This is a genomic window from Pseudomonas sp. YQ_5 (assembly GCF_043103305.1).
Taxonomy (GTDB): Bacteria; Pseudomonadota; Gammaproteobacteria; order Pseudomonadales; family Pseudomonadaceae; genus Aquipseudomonas; species Aquipseudomonas putida_Y.
In genome coordinates, this window is record NZ_JBICJS010000053.1 from 104845 (window position 1) to 127143 (window position 22299).

General features: G+C 61.0%; 19 protein-coding genes. 9 read left to right on the forward strand and 10 right to left on the reverse strand.

Translation table 11 applies throughout. The annotated features are described in order from the left end of the window. Nucleotides 1-10 precede the first annotated feature (10 nt). The 3 genes from ACF8EA_RS12295 to ACF8EA_RS12305 all read left to right on the forward strand — a co-directional run bounded on the left by ACF8EA_RS12295 (nt 11) and on the right by ACF8EA_RS12305 (nt 4620). Nucleotides 11-1948 (forward strand): GGDEF domain-containing protein, encoded by a 1938-nt coding sequence (locus tag ACF8EA_RS12295; RefSeq protein ID WP_392522142.1) that lies wholly within the window; start codon nt 11-13, stop codon nt 1946-1948. A 77-nt stretch (nt 1949-2025) separates the two neighbouring features. Beyond that, nucleotides 2026-2814 carry an N-acetylmuramoyl-L-alanine amidase gene (locus ACF8EA_RS12300; RefSeq protein ID WP_392522143.1) on the forward strand — a complete coding sequence of 263 codons (789 nt, stop codon included), beginning with the start codon at nt 2026-2028 and terminating at the stop codon, nt 2812-2814. A gap of 207 nt (nt 2815-3021) precedes the next feature. Next, a complete protein-coding gene (locus ACF8EA_RS12305) occupies nt 3022-4620 on the forward strand; it encodes an EAL domain-containing protein (RefSeq protein WP_021784605.1) in 1599 nt (532 codons plus the stop codon). 14 nt (nt 4621-4634) lie between these two features. Here ACF8EA_RS12305 and ACF8EA_RS12310 read toward each other — a convergent pair whose 3' ends face one another. Both ACF8EA_RS12310 and algB read right to left on the reverse strand, forming a co-directional pair. Then, nucleotides 4635-6416 (reverse strand): KinB sensor domain-containing domain, encoded by a 1782-nt coding sequence (locus ACF8EA_RS12310; protein ID WP_021784606.1) that lies wholly within the window; start codon nt 6414-6416, stop codon nt 4635-4637. Further along, entirely contained in the window at nt 6413-7759 is a 1347-nt protein-coding gene (algB, locus tag ACF8EA_RS12315; RefSeq protein ID WP_103443599.1) for a sigma-54-dependent response regulator transcription factor AlgB, read from the reverse strand. The genes ACF8EA_RS12310 and algB overlap by 4 nt, the downstream gene beginning before the upstream one ends. A gap of 209 nt (nt 7760-7968) precedes the next feature. Here algB and ACF8EA_RS12320 point away from each other — a divergent pair, with 209 nt between their 5' ends. From ACF8EA_RS12320 to ACF8EA_RS12345, 6 genes are all read left to right on the forward strand, one after another. Continuing rightward, nucleotides 7969-8790 (forward strand): BON domain-containing protein, encoded by an 822-nt coding sequence (locus ACF8EA_RS12320; RefSeq protein ID WP_021784608.1) that lies wholly within the window; start codon nt 7969-7971, stop codon nt 8788-8790. Between the two features lie 174 nt (nt 8791-8964). Continuing rightward, nucleotides 8965-9255 carry a hypothetical protein gene (locus ACF8EA_RS12325; RefSeq protein WP_021784609.1) on the forward strand — a complete coding sequence of 97 codons (291 nt, stop codon included), beginning with the start codon at nt 8965-8967 and terminating at the stop codon, nt 9253-9255. A gap of 43 nt (nt 9256-9298) precedes the next feature. Beyond that, on the forward strand, nt 9299-9460 hold the full coding sequence (locus tag ACF8EA_RS12330) for a DUF1328 domain-containing protein (protein WP_003252966.1): 162 nt from the start codon (nt 9299-9301) through the stop codon (nt 9458-9460). A gap of 2 nt (nt 9461-9462) precedes the next feature. Then, nucleotides 9463-9933, forward strand: a complete 471-nt coding sequence (locus tag ACF8EA_RS12335) for an inhibitor of vertebrate lysozyme family protein (RefSeq protein ID WP_021784610.1) — start codon at nt 9463-9465, stop codon at nt 9931-9933. Between the two features lie 744 nt (nt 9934-10677). Further along, nucleotides 10678-12006, forward strand: coding sequence for a glutamate/aspartate:proton symporter GltP (gltP, locus tag ACF8EA_RS12340; RefSeq protein ID WP_209968883.1), 1329 nt, complete (start codon nt 10678-10680; stop codon nt 12004-12006). Nucleotides 12007-12153: 147 nt separating this feature from the next. Beyond that, entirely contained in the window at nt 12154-13383 is a 1230-nt protein-coding gene (locus ACF8EA_RS12345) for a nucleoside recognition domain-containing protein (RefSeq protein WP_021784612.1), read from the forward strand. On the opposite strand, the gene ACF8EA_RS12350 is transcribed toward ACF8EA_RS12345, so the two are convergent. The 8 genes from ACF8EA_RS12350 to ACF8EA_RS12385 form a co-directional block, all read right to left on the reverse strand. Then, nucleotides 13365-14000, reverse strand: coding sequence for an ABC-type transport auxiliary lipoprotein family protein (locus ACF8EA_RS12350; RefSeq protein ID WP_392522146.1), 636 nt, complete (start codon nt 13998-14000; stop codon nt 13365-13367). The two genes, ACF8EA_RS12345 and ACF8EA_RS12350, sit on opposite strands and share 19 nt — an antisense overlap. Beyond that, complete coding sequence (locus ACF8EA_RS12355) at nt 13997-14935, reverse strand: MlaD family protein (RefSeq protein ID WP_275967249.1); 939 nt, start codon at nt 14933-14935, stop codon at nt 13997-13999. Before ACF8EA_RS12355 ends, ACF8EA_RS12350 begins: the two co-directional genes overlap by 4 nt. Nucleotides 14936-14938: 3 nt before the next feature. Beyond that, entirely contained in the window at nt 14939-15730 is a 792-nt protein-coding gene (locus ACF8EA_RS12360) for an ABC transporter ATP-binding protein (RefSeq protein WP_014754977.1), read from the reverse strand. Then, complete coding sequence (locus ACF8EA_RS12365) at nt 15727-16860, reverse strand: ABC transporter permease (RefSeq protein ID WP_021784615.1); 1134 nt, start codon at nt 16858-16860, stop codon at nt 15727-15729. The genes ACF8EA_RS12360 and ACF8EA_RS12365 overlap by 4 nt, the downstream gene beginning before the upstream one ends. A 129-nt stretch (nt 16861-16989) precedes the next feature. Beyond that, nucleotides 16990-18015, reverse strand: a complete 1026-nt coding sequence (locus tag ACF8EA_RS12370; protein WP_392520125.1) for a DUF5924 family protein — start codon at nt 18013-18015, stop codon at nt 16990-16992. A gap of 93 nt (nt 18016-18108) precedes the next feature. Continuing rightward, entirely contained in the window at nt 18109-19515 is a 1407-nt protein-coding gene (locus ACF8EA_RS12375) for a M16 family metallopeptidase (protein WP_392520126.1), read from the reverse strand. A gap of 30 nt (nt 19516-19545) precedes the next feature. Beyond that, nucleotides 19546-21204 carry a Na/Pi cotransporter family protein gene (locus tag ACF8EA_RS12380; protein WP_103443598.1) on the reverse strand — a complete coding sequence of 553 codons (1659 nt, stop codon included), beginning with the start codon at nt 21202-21204 and terminating at the stop codon, nt 19546-19548. A 268-nt stretch (nt 21205-21472) separates the two neighbouring features. Further along, a complete protein-coding gene (locus ACF8EA_RS12385; RefSeq protein ID WP_003252940.1) occupies nt 21473-22243 on the reverse strand; it encodes a TerC family protein in 771 nt (256 codons plus the stop codon). Nucleotides 22244-22299 lie beyond the last annotated feature (56 nt).

Here is a 22299-nt window from a genome sequence, read left to right on the forward strand (position 1 = left end):
GGACCCGGGCATGACTGAAGACGCTGAGCGCTGGAAAGAAAAATACCTTAAAAGCATCGAGCAGCAAGAAAAGCTCGAGCGTCGTTGGGACGCCCGTCTTGACCTGCTGCGTCGAGGTCTGGTGCGCAGCACCCTGGCTGCTGAAGGCAGTGACAAGGTGGTAGACGAGTGCATGAAGGAAATGCGCGACGTCATTCGCAGCAGCAACATGGACGCCGGCCTCGCCGGCTTGATTCCGCGCCTTGAGAAAGCGGTACTGGATTCTGAACAGCGTCGCGAAGCCCGCATGAACCAGGTCAGCGATGCGCTGACCGCACTGGTAAGCCAACTGCAAGGTCTCCCGTTACCCAGCGATATTTCGCGGTCATTGAAGAAGCTGGCGAAGAAGCTCGACGGCGGGGTTGCCCAGTCACGCGAGCTGCCGCCACTGTTGGGCGAGTTGAGTGGCTTGCAGGGGCGCGCGCTGTCGGCCCTTGGCAAGACGGGTGAAGAAGCCCGACCGGGTTTTCTGCAGCGGTTGTTTGGAAGCCGCGAGGAAGATGTACAGGCAGGACCAGAGCTTGCGCCGGTGGCGTTGCCAGTTGAAGAGGTTGTGCCCTTGGCAGCCGGCAGTACCGAGCCCTCGCAGCCCGATGACGTCGATGCGCTACAACCGCTGGCGGCCCCTGCTGCTCCGACTGCCGAGGTGGCCGAAGCGCCCGAGCTTGAGCTGGAGGCGCTTGGCCCTGCTCTGATCGAAACGGCGGAAATGCCGCCAGCCCCGTTGCCACAGCATAAAGTGCCACTGCCAGAAGTTGCAGTTGCCGTCAGCGAGCCGTTGGCTGAGGCAGAACCATTACAAGCCCTTGAAGAAATCCTTGGTGAAGACGGTCCCTATGCACTGCCCTACGCAGTGGAGCCGCCTTACAGCCAGGTTGCCGCGCACATTGAGCAGACCCTGATCGGTCTGCTCGATGACCTCAGCCTGCCCGAGCGACACAAGGCTCAGGCGCTGGAAATGCGCGAGCGGGTTGCCCGCGGATTGAACTGGTATGAGCTGATTCCGGTGCTGGATGACTTGGCAGTACTCATGTTGGCGATCACCGACAGCGGCCAGCACGAATTCGAAACTTACCTGCAGCAGCTCAATGAACGCCTGGAAGGTTTCCAGAGTCATCTGCACGAGGCCAGCGCCGGCCATGCTGACAACAGCACCGCTGCCCGCGAACTGGATAGTCAACTGCGTGAACACGTCGACGGCCTGCAGAGCAGCGTGCAAGGTGCCGCCGATGTAGACAGCCTCAAGCACATTCTGGAAAACCGCCTGGAAGGCTTGCTGGTGACCATGGACGAGCACAAGCACGAGCGTGATCGCCGCGAGCAGGAACTGGCCGATCGACTGCAAGGCTTGTCGGAGCGGGTGGCGAGCATGGAGCATGAAGCACTTGGTTATCGCGAGCACCTGGAGGAGCAGCGCCAGAAAGCTCTGCTGGACCCGCTCACCGGCCTGCCCAACCGTGCGGCCTGGAGCGAGCGAGTCGAACGCGAAATGCTCGAATGGAAGGAAAACGGTGGCCATCTGGCGATGGCGATTCTTGACCTGGACCATTTCAAGCGCATTAACGACAACTATGGGCATCTGGCTGGGGACAAGGTCCTCAAGATCGTTGCCGACCAGTTGCGCAAGCGTCTTCGGGCCCGTGATTTTATCGCCCGGTTTGGCGGCGAGGAATTCGTCTTGCTGCTGCCGCAGACCACGCCGGCAGTTGCCGCGCAAATGGCCGAGGTGTTGCGCGCCACAGTCGAAGCCTGCCCATTCCACTTCAAGGGTGAGCGGGTGGTGATCACCACCTCCATCGGCTTGGGCGCATTCCACTCTGGCGAGCGCAGCGATCAGGTGCTCAAACGAGCCGATGCAGCGCTGTACCGGGCAAAGGAGCAGGGGCGAAATCGCGTTGAGCAGGGCTAGCCGGCCGCCGTCGCCTCGGCAGGCACAGCGCAGGCGAGCACGTTATACTGTAGCACTCGTACGCTGAGGCCACTGACGTGCTTTCCACGCTTAAAAAAACCCTGATTTCCTTTTTGCTGTTGTCTGTCGCCGGTTGCTCGACAGGCCTGCGTATCGACCGCAGTCACCCTTCGGTCAATCAGGACAACCGCATCCAGTTCATTGTCCTGCATTACACCAATGCTTCGCTGGAGCGCTCCCTGGCGCTGCTTACCCATGGTGAGGTCAGCAGCCATTACCTGATCGGCGATGGTCCGGCCAAGGTGTATCAACTGGTGGATGAAAACCGTCGTGCCTGGCATGCCGGTGATAGCCAGTGGCAGGGGCGCACCTGGCTGAACTCCTCGTCCATTGGTATCGAGATCGTCAATCCGGGCTTCACCGACACCCCGAACGGCCGGGTCTGGCACCCTTACAGCGAGGCGCAGATCCAGTCGTTGATCGTGCTGCTCAAGGACATTGTCAAACGCAACAACATCGAACCACGCCATATCATCGGCCACAGTGACATCGCCCCGCTGCGCAAGCTGGACCCGGGACCATTGTTTCCGTGGAAGCGCTTGGCCGATGCCGGGCTGGGTGTCTGGCCGGATGCCAACGCCGTGGCACGGCAGCAGGCCTACTTCAGCGTCAACCCGCCAAGCGTTGGCTGGTACCAGCAGGAGCTGGCACGGTTTGGCTATCAGATCGATCAGACCGGTGTGCTGGATGTAGCCACACGCCATGTAATCGCCGCGTTCCAGATGCGCTTCCGCCCGCAGCGTTTCGGCGGCATGCCGGATGCGCAGACAGCAGCGATGCTGCAGGTACTTAACCGCATGCGTTGAGACACGGCGGGCGGGGTATTTGTTGTAGCAGCCTTGCGCTGCGAAGAGTCGGGTTTGGTCGACGCAGTTGTATCAACGTTAATGGTCTCATCACAGCCACGAGGCTGCCTCTAAAAAAGAGCGTAGGTGGATAGCAGCGAAGCGCCAAACGGTGAGGGTGATTCTTGATTCAGTTGCTATACCTTGGTTATCAACTGGATGCCTTTGATGTCAGCCTTCATCGCCTTGCTGCGCCAAATTTTTTACCGTCCCTGGATGCTGGCCACTTTGGCAGCGCTGGCCAGCGCCGCGGTGTTGCTCTCTGCCAGCATCGGCATTGCCCTGCAACAAATGAAACAAAGCGAAAGCGAACAAATGAATGCTCAGGGCGAGCGTTTTCTGGAGCGGCTCGAACAGGTGTTCGGCCAGTTGCGCGAAGGGGTCGATCTGCTGCAGGCCCAACCCCTGCGTGGCTGCAGCCCGGCAATGCTGGCAGCCTTGCAACAGGTTGGCCTGAACTCGCGGTTCATCTATGAAGCTGCTTATGTGGATGGTGATGTTGCCTGCTCCAACCGCGGTGATGAGCGAGCGTTCGTTCCCTTGCGGGCGCCGGATATCCAGGGGCCGACTTACAGCTACTGGCTTAACACCACCACCGAGCCGAACGAGAACCTGGCAGCACTGATGCTGGGTCGGGGCAAGTTTCTGGTTTCCACCTCCCGTGGGCATTTGACTGATGTGGTGGACCTGCCCCCGGGCGGCAGCCTGGTCGTGGTGTTGGACAACGGTGCCCGGGCCATTCCGGTGCTCGGCCCGCCACAGGTATGGCCACCGCCCTCGGCCTGGTCGACCAGCCAAAAGTCGCTGCTGGAACTCAGTGACCGGCTGATCTACCGAATGCCGACCAAGTCGCCGGATTACCAGTTGGTGCTGATTGCCCCGAGGGCCAGTCTGCCGCTGAGGATGAACGGCATGCTCTGGCTGCTGTTCCCCGGCAGCGTGCTGGCGGCCTGCTGCATCGGTTGGTTGGTACTCCAGTTGATTCTGCAACGGCGGTCGATGAGCTCAGAGTTGCAGAATGCCTTGCGTCGTGGAGAGCTGCAGGTGCTCTACCAGCCAATCATCGAGCTCGACAGCCGGCGCTGTGTGGGCGCCGAGGCCTTGGTTCGCTGGCGCCGCCCGGACGGCACCCTGACCAGCCCGGACCTGTTCATCCCGCTGGCGGAAAATACCGGGCAGATCCGCCAGATCACCGACTTTGTCCTGCAGCGTGTGCTTGAACAGCTAGGGCAGCTACTGCGTTCGCACCCCAAGCTATACATCTCGATAAACCTGGCGGCCTGCGATGTGATGGTGCCCCGTATTGGCCGGGTGGCGGCGCGCTTGTTGGCCTTGCATCGAGTGGCGCCCAGCCAGATTGCCTTCGAGGTGACCGAGCGCGGCCTGATTGACGTGGTGGTCGCCCGTGACAACCTGCAGGCGCTACGCGCCGTGGGGCACCAGGTGCTGATCGACGATTTTGGTACCGGTTATTGCAGCCTGGCCTACCTGCAAACCCTTCCAGTGGACTGCCTGAAGATCGACAAGGCATTCATCGACGCTCTGGGCCACGATGCCGCCAGTAGTGGCGTGGCCCCGCATATCATCCGCATGGCCCATGACTTGCACCTGCGGGTAATTGCCGAAGGTATCGAGTTCGAGGACCAGGCAGTGCTGCTGAACAGCGAGGGGGTCAATTATGGCCAGGGCTGGCTGTTTGCCCGGCCGCTGAACGCCCGGCAGTTTGCCGAGTTGGTGACTCGTGGACACCTGCCGCGGCGGGTGTAGGTGCGGTAAAGCAGTCAGACCGGCAACGCCATGTAGAATTGGGTCCCCTGCCCTGGCCGGGAAAACACGCCCATGCGCCCTCCGTGCAACTGCACAATCTCCTTGCACAGCGCCAGGCCCAGCCCAGCGCCGCCTTTCTTGCGACCTACCTGCACGAAGGGCTCGAAGATGCGCCCTTGCTGCCCATAGGAAATGCCCTCGCCGTTGTCCTCGACGCTGATGATCACCCGTTCCGCATGGCGTCGGGCATGCAGGCGTATGCGCCCGCCGTTGGCAGTGTGGCGGATGGCGTTGTGCAGCAGGTTGTCCAGCACGCGGTCCAGTTGGGCGACGTCGGCCTGGATACGCGGTAGCGGCGGGTCCAGTTCCTTGATCAGTTCGATCTGCTTGTTCGCAGCCTGTTCGGCAAAGCGCAATTGCGCCTGCTCCAGCAGTTCGTCGATGGCACAGGGGGCCAGCTCGAGCTTTTGCAACCCGCTTTGATAACGGGAGAAGTTGAGCAGGTCATTGATCAGTTGGGTCAGGCGCTGCATTTCTTCGCCGATGGTTTCCAGCAGGTCGTACTCGCGGGCCTCGGGCGGGAACTTGACCCGCTCGCGCAGCAGGCCGAAGGCCATGTGCATGCCGGTCACCGGGGTGCGCAGTTCGTGGGAGGCGCGCAGCACGAACTCGCTGCGCACCCGCTCGAAGGCCCTTTGCTCGGTCACATCGTGCAGTACCATCACCGCGCCGAGGATTGGCCCCTGCGGGTGGCTGACGGGGGTCAGGCTGTAGGTGAGCAGACGTGATTCTTCATCAACCTCCATGTTCAGGTCGTCCGGTGGGCGGTCGAGGCTGCCCCCGCGCAGAACCTGGCGCAGTTGTTGCTCAAGCTCGGGTCGCTGCAAGGCTTCGACCAGGCTGCTGCCCACGCGGCTGTCGTTCCAGCCCAGCTGACGCTGTGCCACCGGGTTGAGGTGCTCGAGGCGGCCCTGGCGGTCGATGATCAGCAGGCCGTCGTCGATGCTGTCGAGCACGGCTTGTAAACGCTGCTGGCCGGCCAACAGTTCGTCAACGTTGGTGGCCTGGTGCTTGCGCAAGGCATCGGCCATCAGACCAAAACGGCGGGTCAGCTGGTTAAGCTCGGCGGCCTGGGTGACCGGCAAGGTAACGTCGAAATTGCCCTTGCCCAATTGGTCGGCTGCCTTGGCCAAGGCTTCGATCGGTTGGCCGAAACGCCGGGCGATGTTGTGCGCGGTGATAAAGCCCAGTACCAATACCACCAGCCCCATCAGGCCGAGTACACCACTGACCAGCAAGGCGCGGTCACGGGTGCGTTCCTCGCTGCGGGTAATCAGGTCCAATGCTTGCTTGTGGGAATCGATCAGGTCGGTGCGCACCTGATTGAACGCAGCTCCAAGCGGCTGATCGACACCCATGCTGCGAGCGGGTGTGGCGCTGTCGCGATAGGTCTGGAGGAAGGACTGGTAATTGCTGCTGGCTTTGCTGAAACCGGTGCGCTCACCGCCTTGCTCCAGCCCTTGGTTGAGCAGGTCCTGGAAGTTGTCCTGCAGCAGCCGCAGGCTTTCCGGGGCGGTGTTCTCATCGAGAATCAGCATCAGCTGTTCGCCCAGGTTCTGGCGCAACTTCAGCCCGACTTCCAGGGCATGGGTGGTATCGCGCACCAGCTGCTGTTGCACTGTAGCCATCTGCAGCATGCTGACCAGGCCCAGCAGCAGCCCTAGCAACGCCACAGTGATGAGCGCCGAGATGCTAAGGAAAAGCCGCGTGCGCAGCTTCATGGGCGGCCATTTCATAGGTTGTACTGCTTGCGCTTGCGGTACAGGGTAGAAGCATCGATGCCCAAGGTCTTGGCGGCTTGATCGAGGGTATCGCTGGCGGCCAGTACGGCACCGATATGGGCACGTTCCAGCTCATCCAGGCTAAGCGCGGCACCTACGCGTGGGGCATTGCCGGCGGGTTGTTCACCCATGCCCAGGTGGCTGAGTTCCACGCGCTCCTGCGGGCAGATGATGCTGGCCCGTTCTACTACGTTGCGCAGTTCGCGAATGTTGCCGGGCCAGCGGTAATTGAGCAGGGCGGCGCGCGCCTCATCACTGAAACCACGAGCGGGGCGGGAGTATTCCTTGACGAAACGGGCGAGGAAGCGGTCGGCCAGGATGAGGATGTCTTCACTGCGCTCGCGCAGGGGGGGCAGGTGCAGGGTAATCACGTTCAAGCGATACAGCAGGTCTTCGCGGAAGCGGCTTTCGCGCACCATCTCTTCGAGGTTGAGGTTGGTGGCAGCCAGGATACGCACATCGGCACGTCGGGTAACCGGGTCACCGACGCGTTCGTATTCCTTGTCCTGGATGAAACGCAGCAGTTTGGGTTGCAAGGTCAGCGGGAAATCGCCGATCTCGTCGAGGAATAGCGTGCCCCCGTCAGCCTGGCTGACCCGCCCCAGGGTACTTTCGCTGGCGCCGGTGAAGGCGCCGCGGGTATGGCCGAATAGCTCGCTTTCCATCAACTCGGCGTTAAGCGATGGGCAGTTGATGGTCACACAGGCTTTGCGTGCACGTTTGCTCCAGCCATGGATGGCCCGTGCCAGCTCGCCCTTGCCGGTACCCGATTCGCCAAGGATGAGGATGTTGGCGTCGGTGATGGCGACTTGGCGGGCAGTTTCAAGCACCGCCATCATGGCCGGGCTATGGGAATCGAGGCCGTCCTTGGGTTTGCGTACTTCACCTTCCAGAGCTTCCAGGCGCGCAGAAAGCTGGCGCACCTCCAGTTGCTTGGCGGTGGCCAGGCGTAACTGGTCGGGGCTGCACGGTTTGACAAGGTAGTCGGCAGCGCCGGCCTGGATGGCGTCTACTGCGGTGTCGATCGCCGAGTGCGCAGTGACGATCACCACCCGCATCCACGGGGCCTGGATACGCATTTGCGCCAGCACGTCGAGGCCGTTGTCTTCACCCAGGCGCAAATCGAGGAAGCACAGGTCGAACACCTGGCGTTGCAGCAGGCTCTCTGCCTGGGCGGCACTGTTGGCCGTGGCCACGCTGTAGCCCTCGTCTTCCAGGCAGTAGCGGAAGGTGCGCAGGATTGCGGACTCGTCATCCACCAGCAGAATGCGGCCTTGGTTGTCCTGGGCTGATTCCATTTCCTGTGCTCCTTAGGATAGATCTTTATTTAGTGTGGGAAAAATCGGGCAAGTTGCATGGTCAATTCTGAAGGATTCTGTCCTTTGCATGCTAGCCAATGGCCAAACGATGCCCACGAGCCGCGATTCTTCAATGATTTGCTTAGAGGCACGCGCTGGCACATTGGTTGCGATGATTTTCAGATTTTGCCCACGAAGGAGGCACTGTCATGCCCTTTTCCCTGCGTACAGCCGTTTTGGCCGTCACCCTGTTGCCAATATTTACCCCAGCATTCGCCGACCCTGTGCAGGACGCGCGCCTGGAAGGCGCCCTGCAGACCGCTTTGTCACTGAACCGGATGCTCGACCCGTTTCGTATCAAGGTTGAAGTGAACGGCAAGCAAGCGCGGCTTTCCGGTGAGGTGGAGAACGAGGTCGAGCGGCAGCTGGCCGAGGATGTGGCCCGTGCTACCCGGGGCATCGAGCAGGTGGAGAACCTGCTACAGCTCAATACCCAACTGGTGGAGCGTCCGCTGGAGCTGCGTGCCTACGCTCAGCGCCTGGAAGACGTGACCCTGTCTGCTGTGGTGCGTGCTCGGCTGTTGTGGAGCCGTACCACCGAAAAGGCACCTATAGAAGTACAAAGCAGTGAGGGTGTGGTGACGTTGCGTGGCAAGGTCGACAGTGCCGAAGCCAAGGAGCTGGCGGGCGTGATAGCGCGTACCACCGACGGCGTGTATCTGGTCAACAACCTGGTCAGCCTCGATACCGCCGCCATGGCCAAGGCGCGGGAAACACCAGTGGGCGCGCCAACCGGGCCGCAACCAAGCGACAGCTGGATCGTCGACAAGGTCCAGAGCAGCTATCGCTTCAGTCGCAACCTCGATGGCCTGAACCTGAGGGTGGTCAGCGAAGCAGGCATGGTGCGGCTCTCGGGCGAGGTGGTTAGCGCGGAGCAGAAAACCATCGCTGTGGAGATCGCCCGGCAGATCATCGGCGTACGTGGCGTGGATGCTGACCTGCTGAAGGTGGCCACCAAGGTCGAAGGCTGATCGTGCAATTCGCACGACCCCACAGGCGTCATCGTGCAGGATACGTCCTTGTGGTGTAACTGTTAACTGCATAACCAATTGATTTATAACGATTTTATCAAAATCAAAAGGCTGGCATGCAGGCTGCAATTACCTGTTCAGGTTTGAACAAAAATTACAGCAGGAGGAGCCAGCATGAATCGCCAACCCGTCGCCCGCTCGCAGAGCGCCGCACTGCCTTTGCGCCAGGTGCTGACCCTCGGCATGGCGATGCTGCTGACCTTGGCCGCTGGCCTCTTCTATTACAGCTTGCAGACGGCGCGTCTGGCTGAGCAGGTGGCAGCTCAAACTGCCCTGTTGACGCAGATTCAGGCAACTCGTGCCAACACCTTGGTCAAGGCCGCTGACTGGCAGCCAGCTGGCCAGGCCATTGCATCACCGGCCACTGTGGAAAAAGTTGTTCCTCAGGAGCGCTGGGTTTTTTGACCTGACGGCCGGATCGATTCCGCAAAAAGAAAGGAGAACTACCATGCTGAGTTGGGCTATCACTTTCCTCATCATCGCCATTGTCGCCGCCGTACTGGGCTTCGGTGGTATTGCGGGCGCTGCTACAGGTATCGCCAAGATCCTGTTCATTGTCTTCCTGGTGTTGTTTGTAGCCTCCTTCTTCTTTGGACGCGGGCGAGGTTGAAGATGGGCAGGAAGCTTCGTTCAGCCGTGGTCGCCGCCCTGCTGCTGGGCGGTAGCGCGGCAGCCATGGCGGCCAATGACGGCCAGGTTCGGGTCGACCAGCTACTCGGCTCGGACCCGGAGTACCGGGAAACCTGGCAGGACACCATCGAAGGCGAGGAACGCCTACCCGATTGGGTGGTCAACCTGACCGGCAGTGCCCAGCAGCAGATGTCTGCCGTTACTGAAGACGGCGACAAGTACCTGGTCGGCCCGTTGTGCGAAAAACAGGACAATTGCACCTACAAGCGGCTGATCGTGGCGTTCAGTTGGGACAAGGATGATGCCTACGGGATGCTGGTGGAGGTACCCGAAGGTTTGCCGAGCGACAAGTCGCCCACCCGTCACGCGCAGTATCGCTGGCTGGGCGAACCCGACGACGGCATGAAGGCAATGCTGCAGGAGCAGCTCAAGCGTGACCCGAACTGGTACTGAGCATTTGTTGCCGGTACGGATGAAAGGTCACTCACTGTCACGTAATAGAAGCTGAAGCTTTCTATAGTTCAGCCTTCTATGATGCGCCGCCCCGAGGAGGGGTAGCACATGACCAAGGGGCCGGGCTGTTCTGGTTGTTACAGGATCGGAGTGGCCTAGGGGTACAGGGAGTGCCTCCAGTAATGGGCCGGGTCAGGAAAGGCGAAATCGGAAGTCTCAGGTCGGCGGTGTCACAGGGATACCTTGCGAGACCTGACTTCCGAGGAGCCTGTATGAAACGTCGCTTCCCTTGCGCGTTTTTTCCCTTGAGACACATTTTGTCTCGACCGTACATCAAATTTTTTTCGACTATCTCGGTGCGCCTACAAGTGGCATTTCCGCCATTCGGATTGTCGAACAGGCCATCTTTCATACCCAATCTGTACTGCCAAATCTGCCGAAATATGGCGGTTTGGTCTTGTTCGGGATTCCGAATGTTATAAATCAAGCACTTGCGAAGCTGCCGGCTAGGTCGAAAATAGTATGCATAAACGGCATGGGTTATGCGTTTCCGGCATTAGCTTTCGCCCCTTGCCGTCGCAATAGTTGCCGCCTTTTTCGCTGGCCAGAGCGCCTTGTCGCTCGCCTGCGGTGTCCTTACATGACGTCGCCTTACGGAAGCCCTTACTGCCCGTGACCTTGCCCATGGCTCTGTTACGCGCGTTTCCGCCAGGTGCCATGACCACTAAAACAAAGGGTAAAGACATGAAGAAGGCAAAACTGAGCCTCGCCTGGCAGATCGTCATCGGTCTGGTCCTGGGTGTTGCAATCGGCGCGCTACTGAATCATTTCAGTGCAGAAAAGGCATGGTGGATCAGCAACGTCCTTCAGCCCGCTGGTGACATCTTCATCCGCCTGATCAAGATGATCGTTGTCCCGATCGTGATTTCGTCGCTGATCGTGGGTATCGCCGGTGTTGGCGACGCGAAGAAACTGGGCAGCATCGGCCTGAAGACCATCATCTACTTCGAAGTAGTGACCACGATCGCCATCGTCGTAGGCCTGGTGCTGGCAAACCTGTTCCATCCGGGCGCCGGCATCGACATGAGCACTCTGGGCACTGTGGACATCTCCAAGTACCAGGCGACAGCGGCCGAAGTGCAGCATGAGCACGCGTTCATCGAAACCCTGCTGAACCTGATCCCGTCGAACATCTTCGCAGCGCTGATGCGTGGCGAAATGCTGCCGATCATCTTCTTCTCGGTGATGTTCGGCCTGGGCCTGTCGAGCCTGCAGGCAGAGCTGCGTGACCCGCTGGTTCGTACCTTCCAGGCCGTCTCGGAAACCATGTTCAAGGTCACTCACATGATCATGAACTACGCCCCGATCGGCGTGTTCGCCCTGATTGCCGTGACCGTGGCCAACTTCGGTTTCAGCTCGCTGCTGCCGCTGGCCAAGCTGGTGCTGCTGGTGTACTTCGCGATCGCCTTCTTCGCCTTCATGGTGCTGGGCCTGGTGGCCCGCGTGTTCGGCTTCTCGGTGATCAAGATCATGCGCATCATGAAAGATGAGCTGATCCTGGCCTACTCCACCTCCAGTTCGGAAACCGTGCTGCCGCGGGTGATCGAGAAGATGGAGAAGTACGGTGCGCCAAAGTCGATCTGCTCGTTCGTGGTTCCGACCGGCTACTCGTTCAACCTCGACGGTTCGACCCTGTACCAGAGCATCGCGGCGATCTTCATTGCTCAGCTGTACGGTATCGACCTGTCGTGGAGCCAGCAACTCCTGCTGGTACTGACCCTGATGGTCACCTCCAAAGGTATCGCTGGTGTGCCGGGCGTATCGTTCGTGGTACTGCTGGCCACCCTGGGCAGCGTGGGCATCCCGCTGGAAGGCCTGGCCTTCATCGCCGGTGTGGACCGCATCATGGACATGGCCCGGACTGCGCTGAACGTTGTGGGCAACGCCTTGGCTGCGTTGGTCATTGCTCGCTGGGAAGGCATGTACGACGCGGCCAAGGGCGAGAAGTACTATGCCTCGCTGATGGCCGAGAAGCGGGAAGCTGTAGTGGTTGGCGAAACCGCCAAGCGCTGAGCCTGATGGCTGTTTGACCAAGAGCCCCGACTTGTCGGGGCTTTTTGTTATCTGCGAGATTTTGAGCCGCACCTGCAAAGGCTCGCGATCGCCAGTCACAGGCTGCGATACGCTATTATTCGGGCACTTTTGAGGGGGAACATACGGATGCTCAACGGCCTTTGGCTCGGCTTTTTCCTGGTGGCGGCGGTGTCCGCCCTGGCCCAATGGCTGGTAGGTGGCAACGCTGGCATCTTCGCGGCAATGGTCGAAAGCATCTTCGCCATGGCCAAGCTGTCGGTCGAGGTAATGGTGTTGCTGTTCGGCACGCTGACCCTATGGCTGGGCTTTCTCAAAATCGCCGAAAAAGCCGGCATCGTCGAATGGCTGGCCAAGGTTTTGGGCCCGCTGTTCGCTCGTTTGATGCCGGAGGTGCCGCCTGGCCACCCGGCCCTGGGCCTGATCACCATGAACTTCGCCGCCAACGGCCTGGGCCTGGACAATGCCGCCACGCCGATTGGCCTGAAGGCCATGCGGGCGCTGCAGGAGCTGAACCCCAGCAGCACTACGGCAAGCAATGCGCAGATTCTGTTCCTTGTGCTCAACGCCTCGTCGCTGACCCTGCTGCCGGTGACCATCTTCATGTATCGGGCCCAGCAAGGTGCGGCAGACCCGGCCATGGTGTTCCTGCCAATCTTGCTGGCTACCAGCGTCTCGACCTTGGTTGGCCTGCTGTCAGTGGCGGTGATGCAGCGCTTACGCCTGTGGGATCCGGTCGTGCTCGCCTACTTTATTCCCGGCGCTTTGCTGCTGGGTGGTTTCATGGCTTTTCTTGGCTCGTTGTCGGCGGCTGCGCTGGCAAGTCTGTCGTCAGTCCTGGGCAACCTCACGTTGTTTGGCGTGATCACGTTGTTCCTGGTGATCGGCGCCCTGAGACGCGTGCAGGTATATGAAGCCTTTGTCGAAGGCGCCAAGGAAGGCTTTGATGTGGCCAAGAACCTGTTGCCTTACCTGGTGGCGATGTTGGTGGCGGTGGGTGTGCTACGTGCGTCAGGTGCCCTTGAGCTGGCCTTGGAAGGCATTCGCCATGCGGTGAACTGGATGGGCATGGATACACGCTTCGTCGAAGGCTTGCCGACAGCGCTGGTCAAACCGCTCTCTGGCAGCGCTGCACGGGCGATGCTGATCGAGACCATGCAGACCCACGGCGTGGACAGTTTTCCGGCGCTGCTGGCGGCGACTATCCAGGGCAGTACCGAAACCACCTTCTATGTGTTGGCGGTGTACTTTGGTGCCGTGGGCATCCAGCGCGTGCGCCATGCGGTGGGATGCGCGCTGCTGGCTGAGTTGTCCGGCGTGATCGCGGCGATCTTTGTCTGCTATTGGTTCTTTGCCTGAACCTTCAGCTGTGCCTGATTGGCCTGGGTGATGGTCCAGTTCACGACTTGCCCCACCAGTTGGTCGCTGGCCTGGCCGAAGCCGGCGACCACTGCTGATACCCGTGTATCGTCCAGCGGTTGTCGGATTTCGAAGCGCTTGCTGGCCAGAATGCGTTGGTTGCGGCCCTGGACCAAGCGAGCGTCATAGCGGATCACAACCTCCACTCCCCCATCTGTGCGGTATTCACTCTGAAATGCCAGCAGCTCGCCGGCCAACTCGTAGTCAGCCTGCAGGTTGCTGTCGTCGGCGCTGAGGCGCTGTACCTGGCCCTCTCGCTGGAACCCATCGAGCAAGCGGTTGCGCAGCAGCACCGGGGCCGCATCGCTCCAGCGCGCGCCCTTGTAGCTGCTCACCACATTGCCTTGGGGAATCACGGCAATCCTTGGCCCGGCCAACACTTCGCTGGCCAGCGGCTTGTTCAGGCGCAATGACCAGTCCAGCGCCGGTGCCGTGCGGCTGGGTTGATTCACCGGCAGGCGATAAAGGTCCACAGGTTCGCTTTTCGGCAGGATCGAGCAGGCGCTGGCCAGGCTCAGCGCAACCACAAGGGTCAGCAGGCGTAGCGACGGATTCATGGCTGGAACTCCTTGTTATTGTCGCGGCCCAGCAGGTAGCCGCTTGGATCGGCTTCCAGTTGCCGGGAAATGCCTTTGAGTGCGTTAAGGGTTTCGCGCAGTTCGCGAATGGCTGGGGCGAGTTGGTTCAGGCTCTGGGCGCCGTCACCGATAGCCTCGCTGTTGTTCTTGAGCAGGTTATTGATGGTTGCCGTGCTTTGGGCCAGTGACTGCATGGCCTGTTCGGCGCTGCCGATCGCCTGTTTGCCTTCGCTACCCAGCAGGCCGTTGGCATTTCGCATCAGCACCTGGGTTTCGGCCAGGGTGGCACTGGCCTGCTTGCCAACCTGCACCAGCTGCTCGATGGCCTCGGCGATGCTGCCGTGCTGGCCGGCAAAGGCGCCGGTGGTCTTGTCGAGGTTGGCCAGCGTGTTGCTGAGGTGGCCTATGTTGTCCTCGGAGAACATCTGGTTGGCGTTGTGTAGCAGCATGTTGATGTTGGTCACCAGGTCGCTGCTGTCGTTGAGCAGACGCGAGATTGGCGATGGCGAAGCGACGATCACCGGCAGCTTGCCATCCTTGCCTTTAAGCTCGGGGCTTTGCGGGGTGCCGCCGCTGAGCTGGATGAACGAGTTGCCGGTGACGCCGGCCAGGGTCAGTTTGGCCTGGGTGTCTTCCTTCACCGGGGTATCGGCGCTCAGACGCACCCGTGCCAATACCCGGCGCGGGTCTTTCGGGTCCAGGCGCAGGGTGGACACGTCGCCCACCTTGATGCCGTTGTACTGCACCGTGCTGCCACGGGAAAGGCCAGACACGGCTTCGTTGAATACTACTTCGTAATCCTTGAAGGCGTCGTCGACACTGGACTTGGCCAGCCACAGGCCGAACAGCATGGCCCCGGCCACCACCAGAACGGTGACCAGGCCGATGAGGACGTGATGGGCTCGGGTTTCCATTGCTCAGCGCTCCTGCCCGGCACGGGTGGCAGCCTGTTCGGCTGCACGCCCGCGTGGGCCGTGAAAGTATTCTTGGATCCAGGTGTCGTTGGTTTTCTCGACCTCGGCCAGCGGGCCGGCCACCAGGACTTTCTTCTGCGACAGCACCGCGATGCGGTCGGTGATGGTGTACAGGGTGTCGAGGTCGTGGGTGATCAGGAACACCGACAGGCCCAGAGCATCGCGCAGGGTAAGGATCAACTGGTCAAATGCTGCAGCACCGATCGGGTCCAGGCCAGCCGTGGGCTCGTCGAGAAAAAGGATGTCCGGGTCCAGGGCCAAGGCGCGGGCCAGCGCTGCGCGCTTGATCATGCCGCCTGACAACGAGGCCGGATACTTGTCGGCAGCCGAAATCGGCAACCCGGCAAGGGCCAGTTTCACCCCGGCCAAGTGCTCGGCATCATTGCGCGACAGCCCGGCGTGCTCGATCAGCGGCAAAGCCACGTTTTCGGTCACCGTCAGCGAAGAGAACAGCGCGCCCTTCTGGAACAACACGCCAAAGCGCCGTTCGACCAGTGAACGCTGTTCTTCGCGCAGGCCGGTCAGGTCCTGGCCGAGTACCTTGATCTGCCCTTCATTGGGCCGGCGCAGGCCAATGATGCTGCGCAGAAGCACCGACTTGCCGCTGCCTGAGCCGCCTACCACGGCGAGGATTTCGCCGCGGTACAGGTCAAGGTCAAGGTTTTCATGCACCACCTGGCGGCCGAAGCGGTTGCAGATGCCGCGGGCTTCGATTACGCAATCCTGGCCACTCACCAGCCCATCTCCATGAAGAACAGCGCTGCCACCGCATCCAGCACGATGACCACAAAAATCGACTGCACCACTGCCGAGGTGGTGTGTGCCCCCACCGACTCGGCGCTGCCGCTGACCTTGAAGCCTTCCAGGCAGCCGATGGCGGCGATCAGGAAGGCGAAGAACGGTGCCTTGGCCAGGCCTACCAGGAAGTGCTGCACGCCAATGTCGCTTTGCAGCAGTGACAGGAACATGGCCGGCGAAATGTCCAGCGTCAGGGCGCATACCACTGCACCACCAACGATGCCGCAGATCATCGCGACAAAGGTGAGTAACGGTAGTGAAATCAACAGGGCCAGTACCCGCGGCACCACCAGCAGCTCCATGGGGTTGAGGCCCAGAGTGCGGATGGCGTCAATTTCTTCGTTGGCCTTCATCGAGCCGATCTGTGCGGTGAACGCGCTGGCAGTGCGGCCGGCCATGAGAATGGCTGTCAGCAGCACGGCGAACTCGCGCAGGAACGAGAACGCAACCAGGTCGACGGTGAAAATGGTCGCGCCGAAATCGGCCAGCACCGTGGCACCGAGGAACGCGACTACGGCGCCCACCAGGAATGTCAGCAACGCAACGATGGGCGCGGCATCCAGCCCGGTCTGTTCAATGTGTGCCACCACAGGAGTGAAGCGCCAGCGATGTGGCTGGAAGGCGCGGCGCAGCAAGGTTTCGAGAATCACACCGACGAAACCAAGCAATTGCATGCTGTCCTGCCAGAGCGTGCCGACGGCGCAACCGATACGCTCCAGCAGCTGCAACAGTACATTGCGCTCGGGCTCTTTGACCGGGATGCAGTAATCCTGGACCGAGCAGTAGACATTCTTCAGCAGCGCCCGGCTGGCTTCAGGCAGCTCGAGGGTGCAGCGCGACAGGCGCTCGGAGCCTAGCAGTTCGGCCAGCAGCGAAGCGCCGGCGGTGTCCAGGCGGCCCAGCTGGCTGAGGTCGGCGATGGTGTCGTCAGGGCACTGCGTGCGCAGGCGCTCGCTCTCGCGCTTGAGGTTGGCGTAGTGTGCCAGGGTCCAGTCGCCGGTAACCCGCAGGCAGGCCGGTTGGCTGCGGGTGTCCAGGGTGGCGCTGGGGGTGGTCATAGGCTCCATGCAATTGACTCGGCGCTAAGGCTTAGGGCCTGATCATAGCGCAGGGGGCATGGGGTGTTTGGTGATTATGTGCTGTATGTACGCTTGGCAACAGTGACCTGGGCCTGCTTGTGCTGCGCAAGGCAGGGGTCAACTAGCAGCTGGTGCATCATTGACCACCTTGAAGCGCAGCACGCCGATCACTTGCCCATCCTCGGTCAGCACCCTCACCTGCCACTTGCCTACCGGGTTGGGCGGGAAGTTCTGCTTGTGGGTCCAGGCCCGATAGCCTTCCTTACGTCCGCCGTGGATGTCCAGGGCAATGCGGTCGACCTCCTGGCCGTCCTTCTGCCACACATGGTAGATCCGCTCGTTCAGGCCGCGTGGAGCGTTGATGGCGGTGTAGGCATACAGGCCACTGCTGCGGATGCGGCTGGCGGCAATTTCGTCCAGCGAATCGCCCGGTTGGCGGTTCAGTACCTCAGTACTCACCGCCACCTCGGTCATCCACAGGGTTGCCGGCGGTACCCAGGAGCGCAGCAGCCAGCCCCCGGCTCCGACCGACAGGGTAACCAGCACCAGTGCCACGGCACGACGCCAGTTGTTGACCGGGAAGCTGCTGGCCAGGCTGGGGAACGAAAGGACCATGGCCGCGATCAGGGCCAGCTTGAAGCTTTGTGCGGTGGTTAGGTGCAGGATGATCGGGAGGGCGGTCAGCAGAGCGGCGAACAACGTTAGGGTATGCAGCGCCAGGAACAGCCAGCGCCGCGGTGCCAGCCACTTGTAGTACAGCGGGTCGATGATCGAGACCAGGCCGGCGGCGCCGAGCAGGCCTGTGAAGACCAGCTGACCGCTGTTCCAGGTGGTGGTGATGAAAAAGAACGGCAGCACGAAGAACAGCGTTTCCTGGTGGATCATCTGCGTTGCATAACGCAACAGCGGCTGAGGGATCTCGCGGTTGAAAGTGCGCGTGAACAGCCCGGTGAGGGTGTTCTCCAGCATCAGCCAGACCCAGCTGACCAGCATGAGCACGGCGACCCAGCTGGCCAGGCCAGCCTGGCGGTCGACCAGGATGAAACTGCCGATGCCGGAGAGGAAACCGCCGAGCGCGATGATGCCGGGGTAGCGCTTGAGGAGTTCGATGATGCGCTGAACGATTTGGGGGATTTGGGGCATTGGGGGCTACAACAGAAAAGTGAGGTGGCTGTGCCAGCCTCTTCGCGGGCAAGCCCGCGAAAGGTCCGGTACTGGCAAAAGGATACCGCCGAATCACCGCTGCCGTGTAGCACCACTGGGCCGCTCAGGCCTTTGCCGCCGCCAGCGCAACAGCCCCGCCGCCAGGACCAGCCCTACAAGCAAGGCCATCAGCCCGTAAAGCTCGTCATAGCCTAGCAACGGCTTTTCGATGCGCACATAGCCATCTTCCTTGAGTAGATCCTTCAGCGCCTCGTTGGCCTGTTCCAGGCTGACCTGGCGCAGCTTGCGCACCGGGTTGGCAAAGCGCCCGTCGGTGTAGTCGTTCAGCGCCCCCCAGTAGTAGTCGGCCAAGGCACTGTTGCCTTGGGTGCTCCAGCTTTCCTTGCCGATGCTGGCTTCCTTGATGCGGGCGAAGGTGTCTGGGTCCAGGCCTTCTTTGCGCAGGTGGTCGAACAGGCCCTGCATCACCTTGATTGCCTTGTCGATGTCATCGCGCTCAAGGTCCGCATTGAGGCTGAGCAGGCCGGTGTCGCCAAAGCTCTCACGCTGTACGGAGGGGCCGTAGGATAGCCCGTTGCGCAGGCGCAGCTGGTCGTACAGCGCCCAGTCCAGGTAGCGCGACAGCAGGTCGAGGGTGGTTTGGTGGTCGTTGTCCAGCACCGGTTCGATGAACAGCCAGTGCAGTTTGACGCCATCGCCCAGCCAGCCGCGGGTCAGGTTGCGACGCTGCTCGGCCTGTCGGGTGATGCTTTCTAGGTTGCGGCGCTCTTCGGGTTCAGTAGTGGGCAGCTCGCCAAAGGACCGCTCCAGATAGGCCGGAAGCAGGCGGTCGAGGCCGCCGACCATGATCAGGGTCATGTTGTTGGCCGCGTACCAGCGGTCACGCAAAGCCTGGACTTGCGCCAAGGTCATGTCGTCGAGGTTGGAACGCTCCGGGCATTTCAGACCCAGCTCGGTGGCCAGTTGACTGCTGGCGGGATGGCCGATGTCCTGGCGGTCGAGCCAGCGCTGCAGGTGGCCATAGTGGCCGCCATCCTCGCGCTCTATGATGCGCTTGGCGGTGGCCAAGGCCTTGGCGTCGATGCGGGTATCGCGGATTACTGCCAACAGCAGGTCCAGGACCTTGCGCTGGTTGCGCGCCGGGGCCTCGATGACAAAGGTGGTGTCGGCACTGCTGGTATAAGCGTTCCACTCGCCGCCAAGCGCTTGCAAGCGCTCTTCCAGCCCACCTTCGCCTGTTTCGTCGATACCACTGAACAACAGGTGCTCAAGCAGGTGTGGCAGCTCTTTCTGCTCGCAGTCGAAATCATCCAGGCCCACGCCGACCACCAGACGAATCGCCACATGGTCACGTTCGTAACCGTTTTTCAGGATGACCTGCAGACCATTAGGCAACAGGTAGCCTTCAACCCGCGAGCGGTCGAGGGCGAACGAGGACAGGCTGCAGATCAGCAGGCAAACGAACATCAGGCAACGCATGGGCGAGCGAGGGTCCTCAGCAAGGAGAAATCAGGGCTGGCGGGCTTCATCGGGCACACTGTCGAGCATCAGCCCTCCGGTGTCCGAGCCGCCTAGTACCACATAGGCACTACTACAGAACAAAGAGTTCAACCGCTTCATGTCGGCGATCAGCTCCAAGTGTAGCGAACTGGTTTCGATACTTTGCACGATCTTGCGCTGCAGGCGGCTGACATGGGCGTGGGCGAGGCGCCGTTCCTGGGCACGGAACCGACGTTTTTCCCGCAGCAGCAAGCGGGCGCTTTCCGGGTCGGCACTGAGGAACACCGACAGGCCCAGGCGCAGGTTGGCCAGCAATTGCTCCTGCAGGCCGGACAGCTCTTCCAGGCCTACCTGGGAGAATTCCCGGCGCTGGCTGGTTTTTTGCTGCTGGACCTTGCGCAACATGCGTTCGATCAGGTCACAGGCGAGTTTGAGGTTAATTGCCAGTTCGATGATTTCGGCCCAGCGGCGGTTGTCCTGTTCGCTGAGGTCTTCCCGTGACATCTGCGCCAGGTACAGCTTGATTGCGCTGTACAGGGCTTCGGCGTCCTCGCCCAAGGCGCGAACTTGCTGTGGCAAGGCGGCCTGGGTGCCACGCAGGGCTCCGAGCATGGCTTCGAGCAGGCTATCGACGATGTCCCCCAGGCGCAAAGTCTCGCGCGCGGCGTTGGCCAAGGCCAGGCTGGGCGTTTCCAAGGCCGAGGCGTCAAGGTGGCGCGGACGCATCTGGCCATTGCCGGTTTCCCGTTCCGGCAGGAGGACGTTGCACAGTCGCCCCATCGGTTTGACCGTGGGCAGCATGATCAGACAGCGCAGCGTGTTGTAGAGCAGGTGAAAGCCGATGACCAGCTCCTGAGGGCTGAAACTCAACGAGTCCATCCATTCCACCAGCGGGTGAAGCACAGGGATGATCAGCACCAGGCCGATCAGCTTGTACAGCAGGCTGCCCAAGGCTACCCGACGCCCGGCGCCGTTCTGCATGCTGGTACTGATGAAAGCCAGCAGCCCGCTGCCGATATTGGCGCCGACCACCAGCCCGATGGCTACCGGCAAGCTGATCAGTTCGGCGCCGGCCAGTGTCGCTGTGAGCAGAACGGCGGCCAGGCTGGAATAGGAAATCATGGCGAACATTGCCCCGACCAGAGCGTCGAGCATGATGTCGCCGGTCAGTGAGGCAAACAGCACTTTCACGCCTTGGGCATGGGTGATCGGTGCAGCTGCCTGCACGATAAGTTCAAGTGCCAGGATGATCAGGCCAAGCCCGATGCCTACCCGGCCCAGTTGGCCGGCCCGTGTCTGCTTGCGCGAAAGGAAGAAAATCACGCCAAGGAAGATCAGCAGCGGCGACAGCCAGGACAGGTCGAAGGTCAGCACCCGGGCCATCAGCGCGGTACCCACGTCGGCACCCAGCATGATCGCCAAGGCCGGGGTCATGGCCATCAGGCCTTGGCCGACGAAGGAGGTGACCAGCATGGCCGTGGCGTTACTGCTTTGAACCATGGCAGTGACCAGAATACCGGCGATGAATGCCAGCGGGCGCTTGTCCATGTTCTGGCTGATGATGCGCCGCAAGTTCGAGCCGAATACCCGAAGGATGCCGGTACGCACAATGTGGGTACCCCAGACCAGAAGCGTCACGGCCGAGAGCAGGTTGAGCAGGGTCAGCATGGCGAAGGCCCCCTGTTGCAAAGGCCCATTGGGCCAAGAAAAGAAACGTGAGCGTTTGAATAATTTTCAGTGCTCACTCAAAGCTTTAGTTGTTTTGCCCAGGTGTCGCCAGCTTCGCATGGCAGTCATTTATTTGAAACAGATCTGAAATGAATGATTGCTTGTACGGGTAGCTTCGCGGGCAAGCCCCCACTGTGACCCCACACAAAAAAACGGGCATGAAAAAGGGCCCTGCGAAGGGCCCTTGTTGTGCTGCACTTCCTTGGCCTTATTGACCCGGAATGTCCTTGCGCAGTTTCACCGGTTCATGATCTTTGCCCTCCTTGCGGGCCATGGCGGTGCGCATGCGTATGTTGATGGCTTCCACCCCCAGCGAGAAGGCCATGGCGAAGTAGACATAGCCCTTCGGCACATGCACATCGAACGCTTCAGCGATCAACACCGTACCGACCACGATCAGGAACGACAGCGCGAGCATCTTCAGCGACGGGTGCTTGTCGATGAAATTGCTGATGGCGCCGGCGCACAGCATCATCACCAGCACGGCCACGACGATGGCGGCGATCATCACCGGCACGTGGGACACCATGCCCACTGCGGTGATCACCGAGTCCAGCGAGAACACGATGTCGATGATGGCGATCTGGATGATGGTGTAGAAGAACTTGCCACCTGCGCCTTTGGGCTCCTCTGCGTTCTCGTCCTCGCCTTCCAGGCCGTGGTAGATCTCTTGCGAGCTCTTCCACAGCAGGAACAGGCCTCCGAAGAACAGGATCAGGTCACGCCCGGAGATGCCTTGGCCAAAGACCACGAACAGGTCGGCGGTAAGGCGCATCACCCAGGTAATCGACAGCAGCAGCATGATACGGGTGACCATGGCCAGGGCCAGGCCGAAGATCCGGGTGCGTGGCTGCATGTGCTTGGGCATGCGGCTGACCAGAATCGAGATCATGATGATGTTGTCGATACCGAGGACGATCTCAAGCGCGGTAAGGGTGAAAAAGGCAACCCAGATTTCCGGGCTGGTCAGCCATTCCATGTATTTTCCTTCGAGCGGTAATGGCAACGCGCCCCGGTCAGGGCGCGTCGCGTATG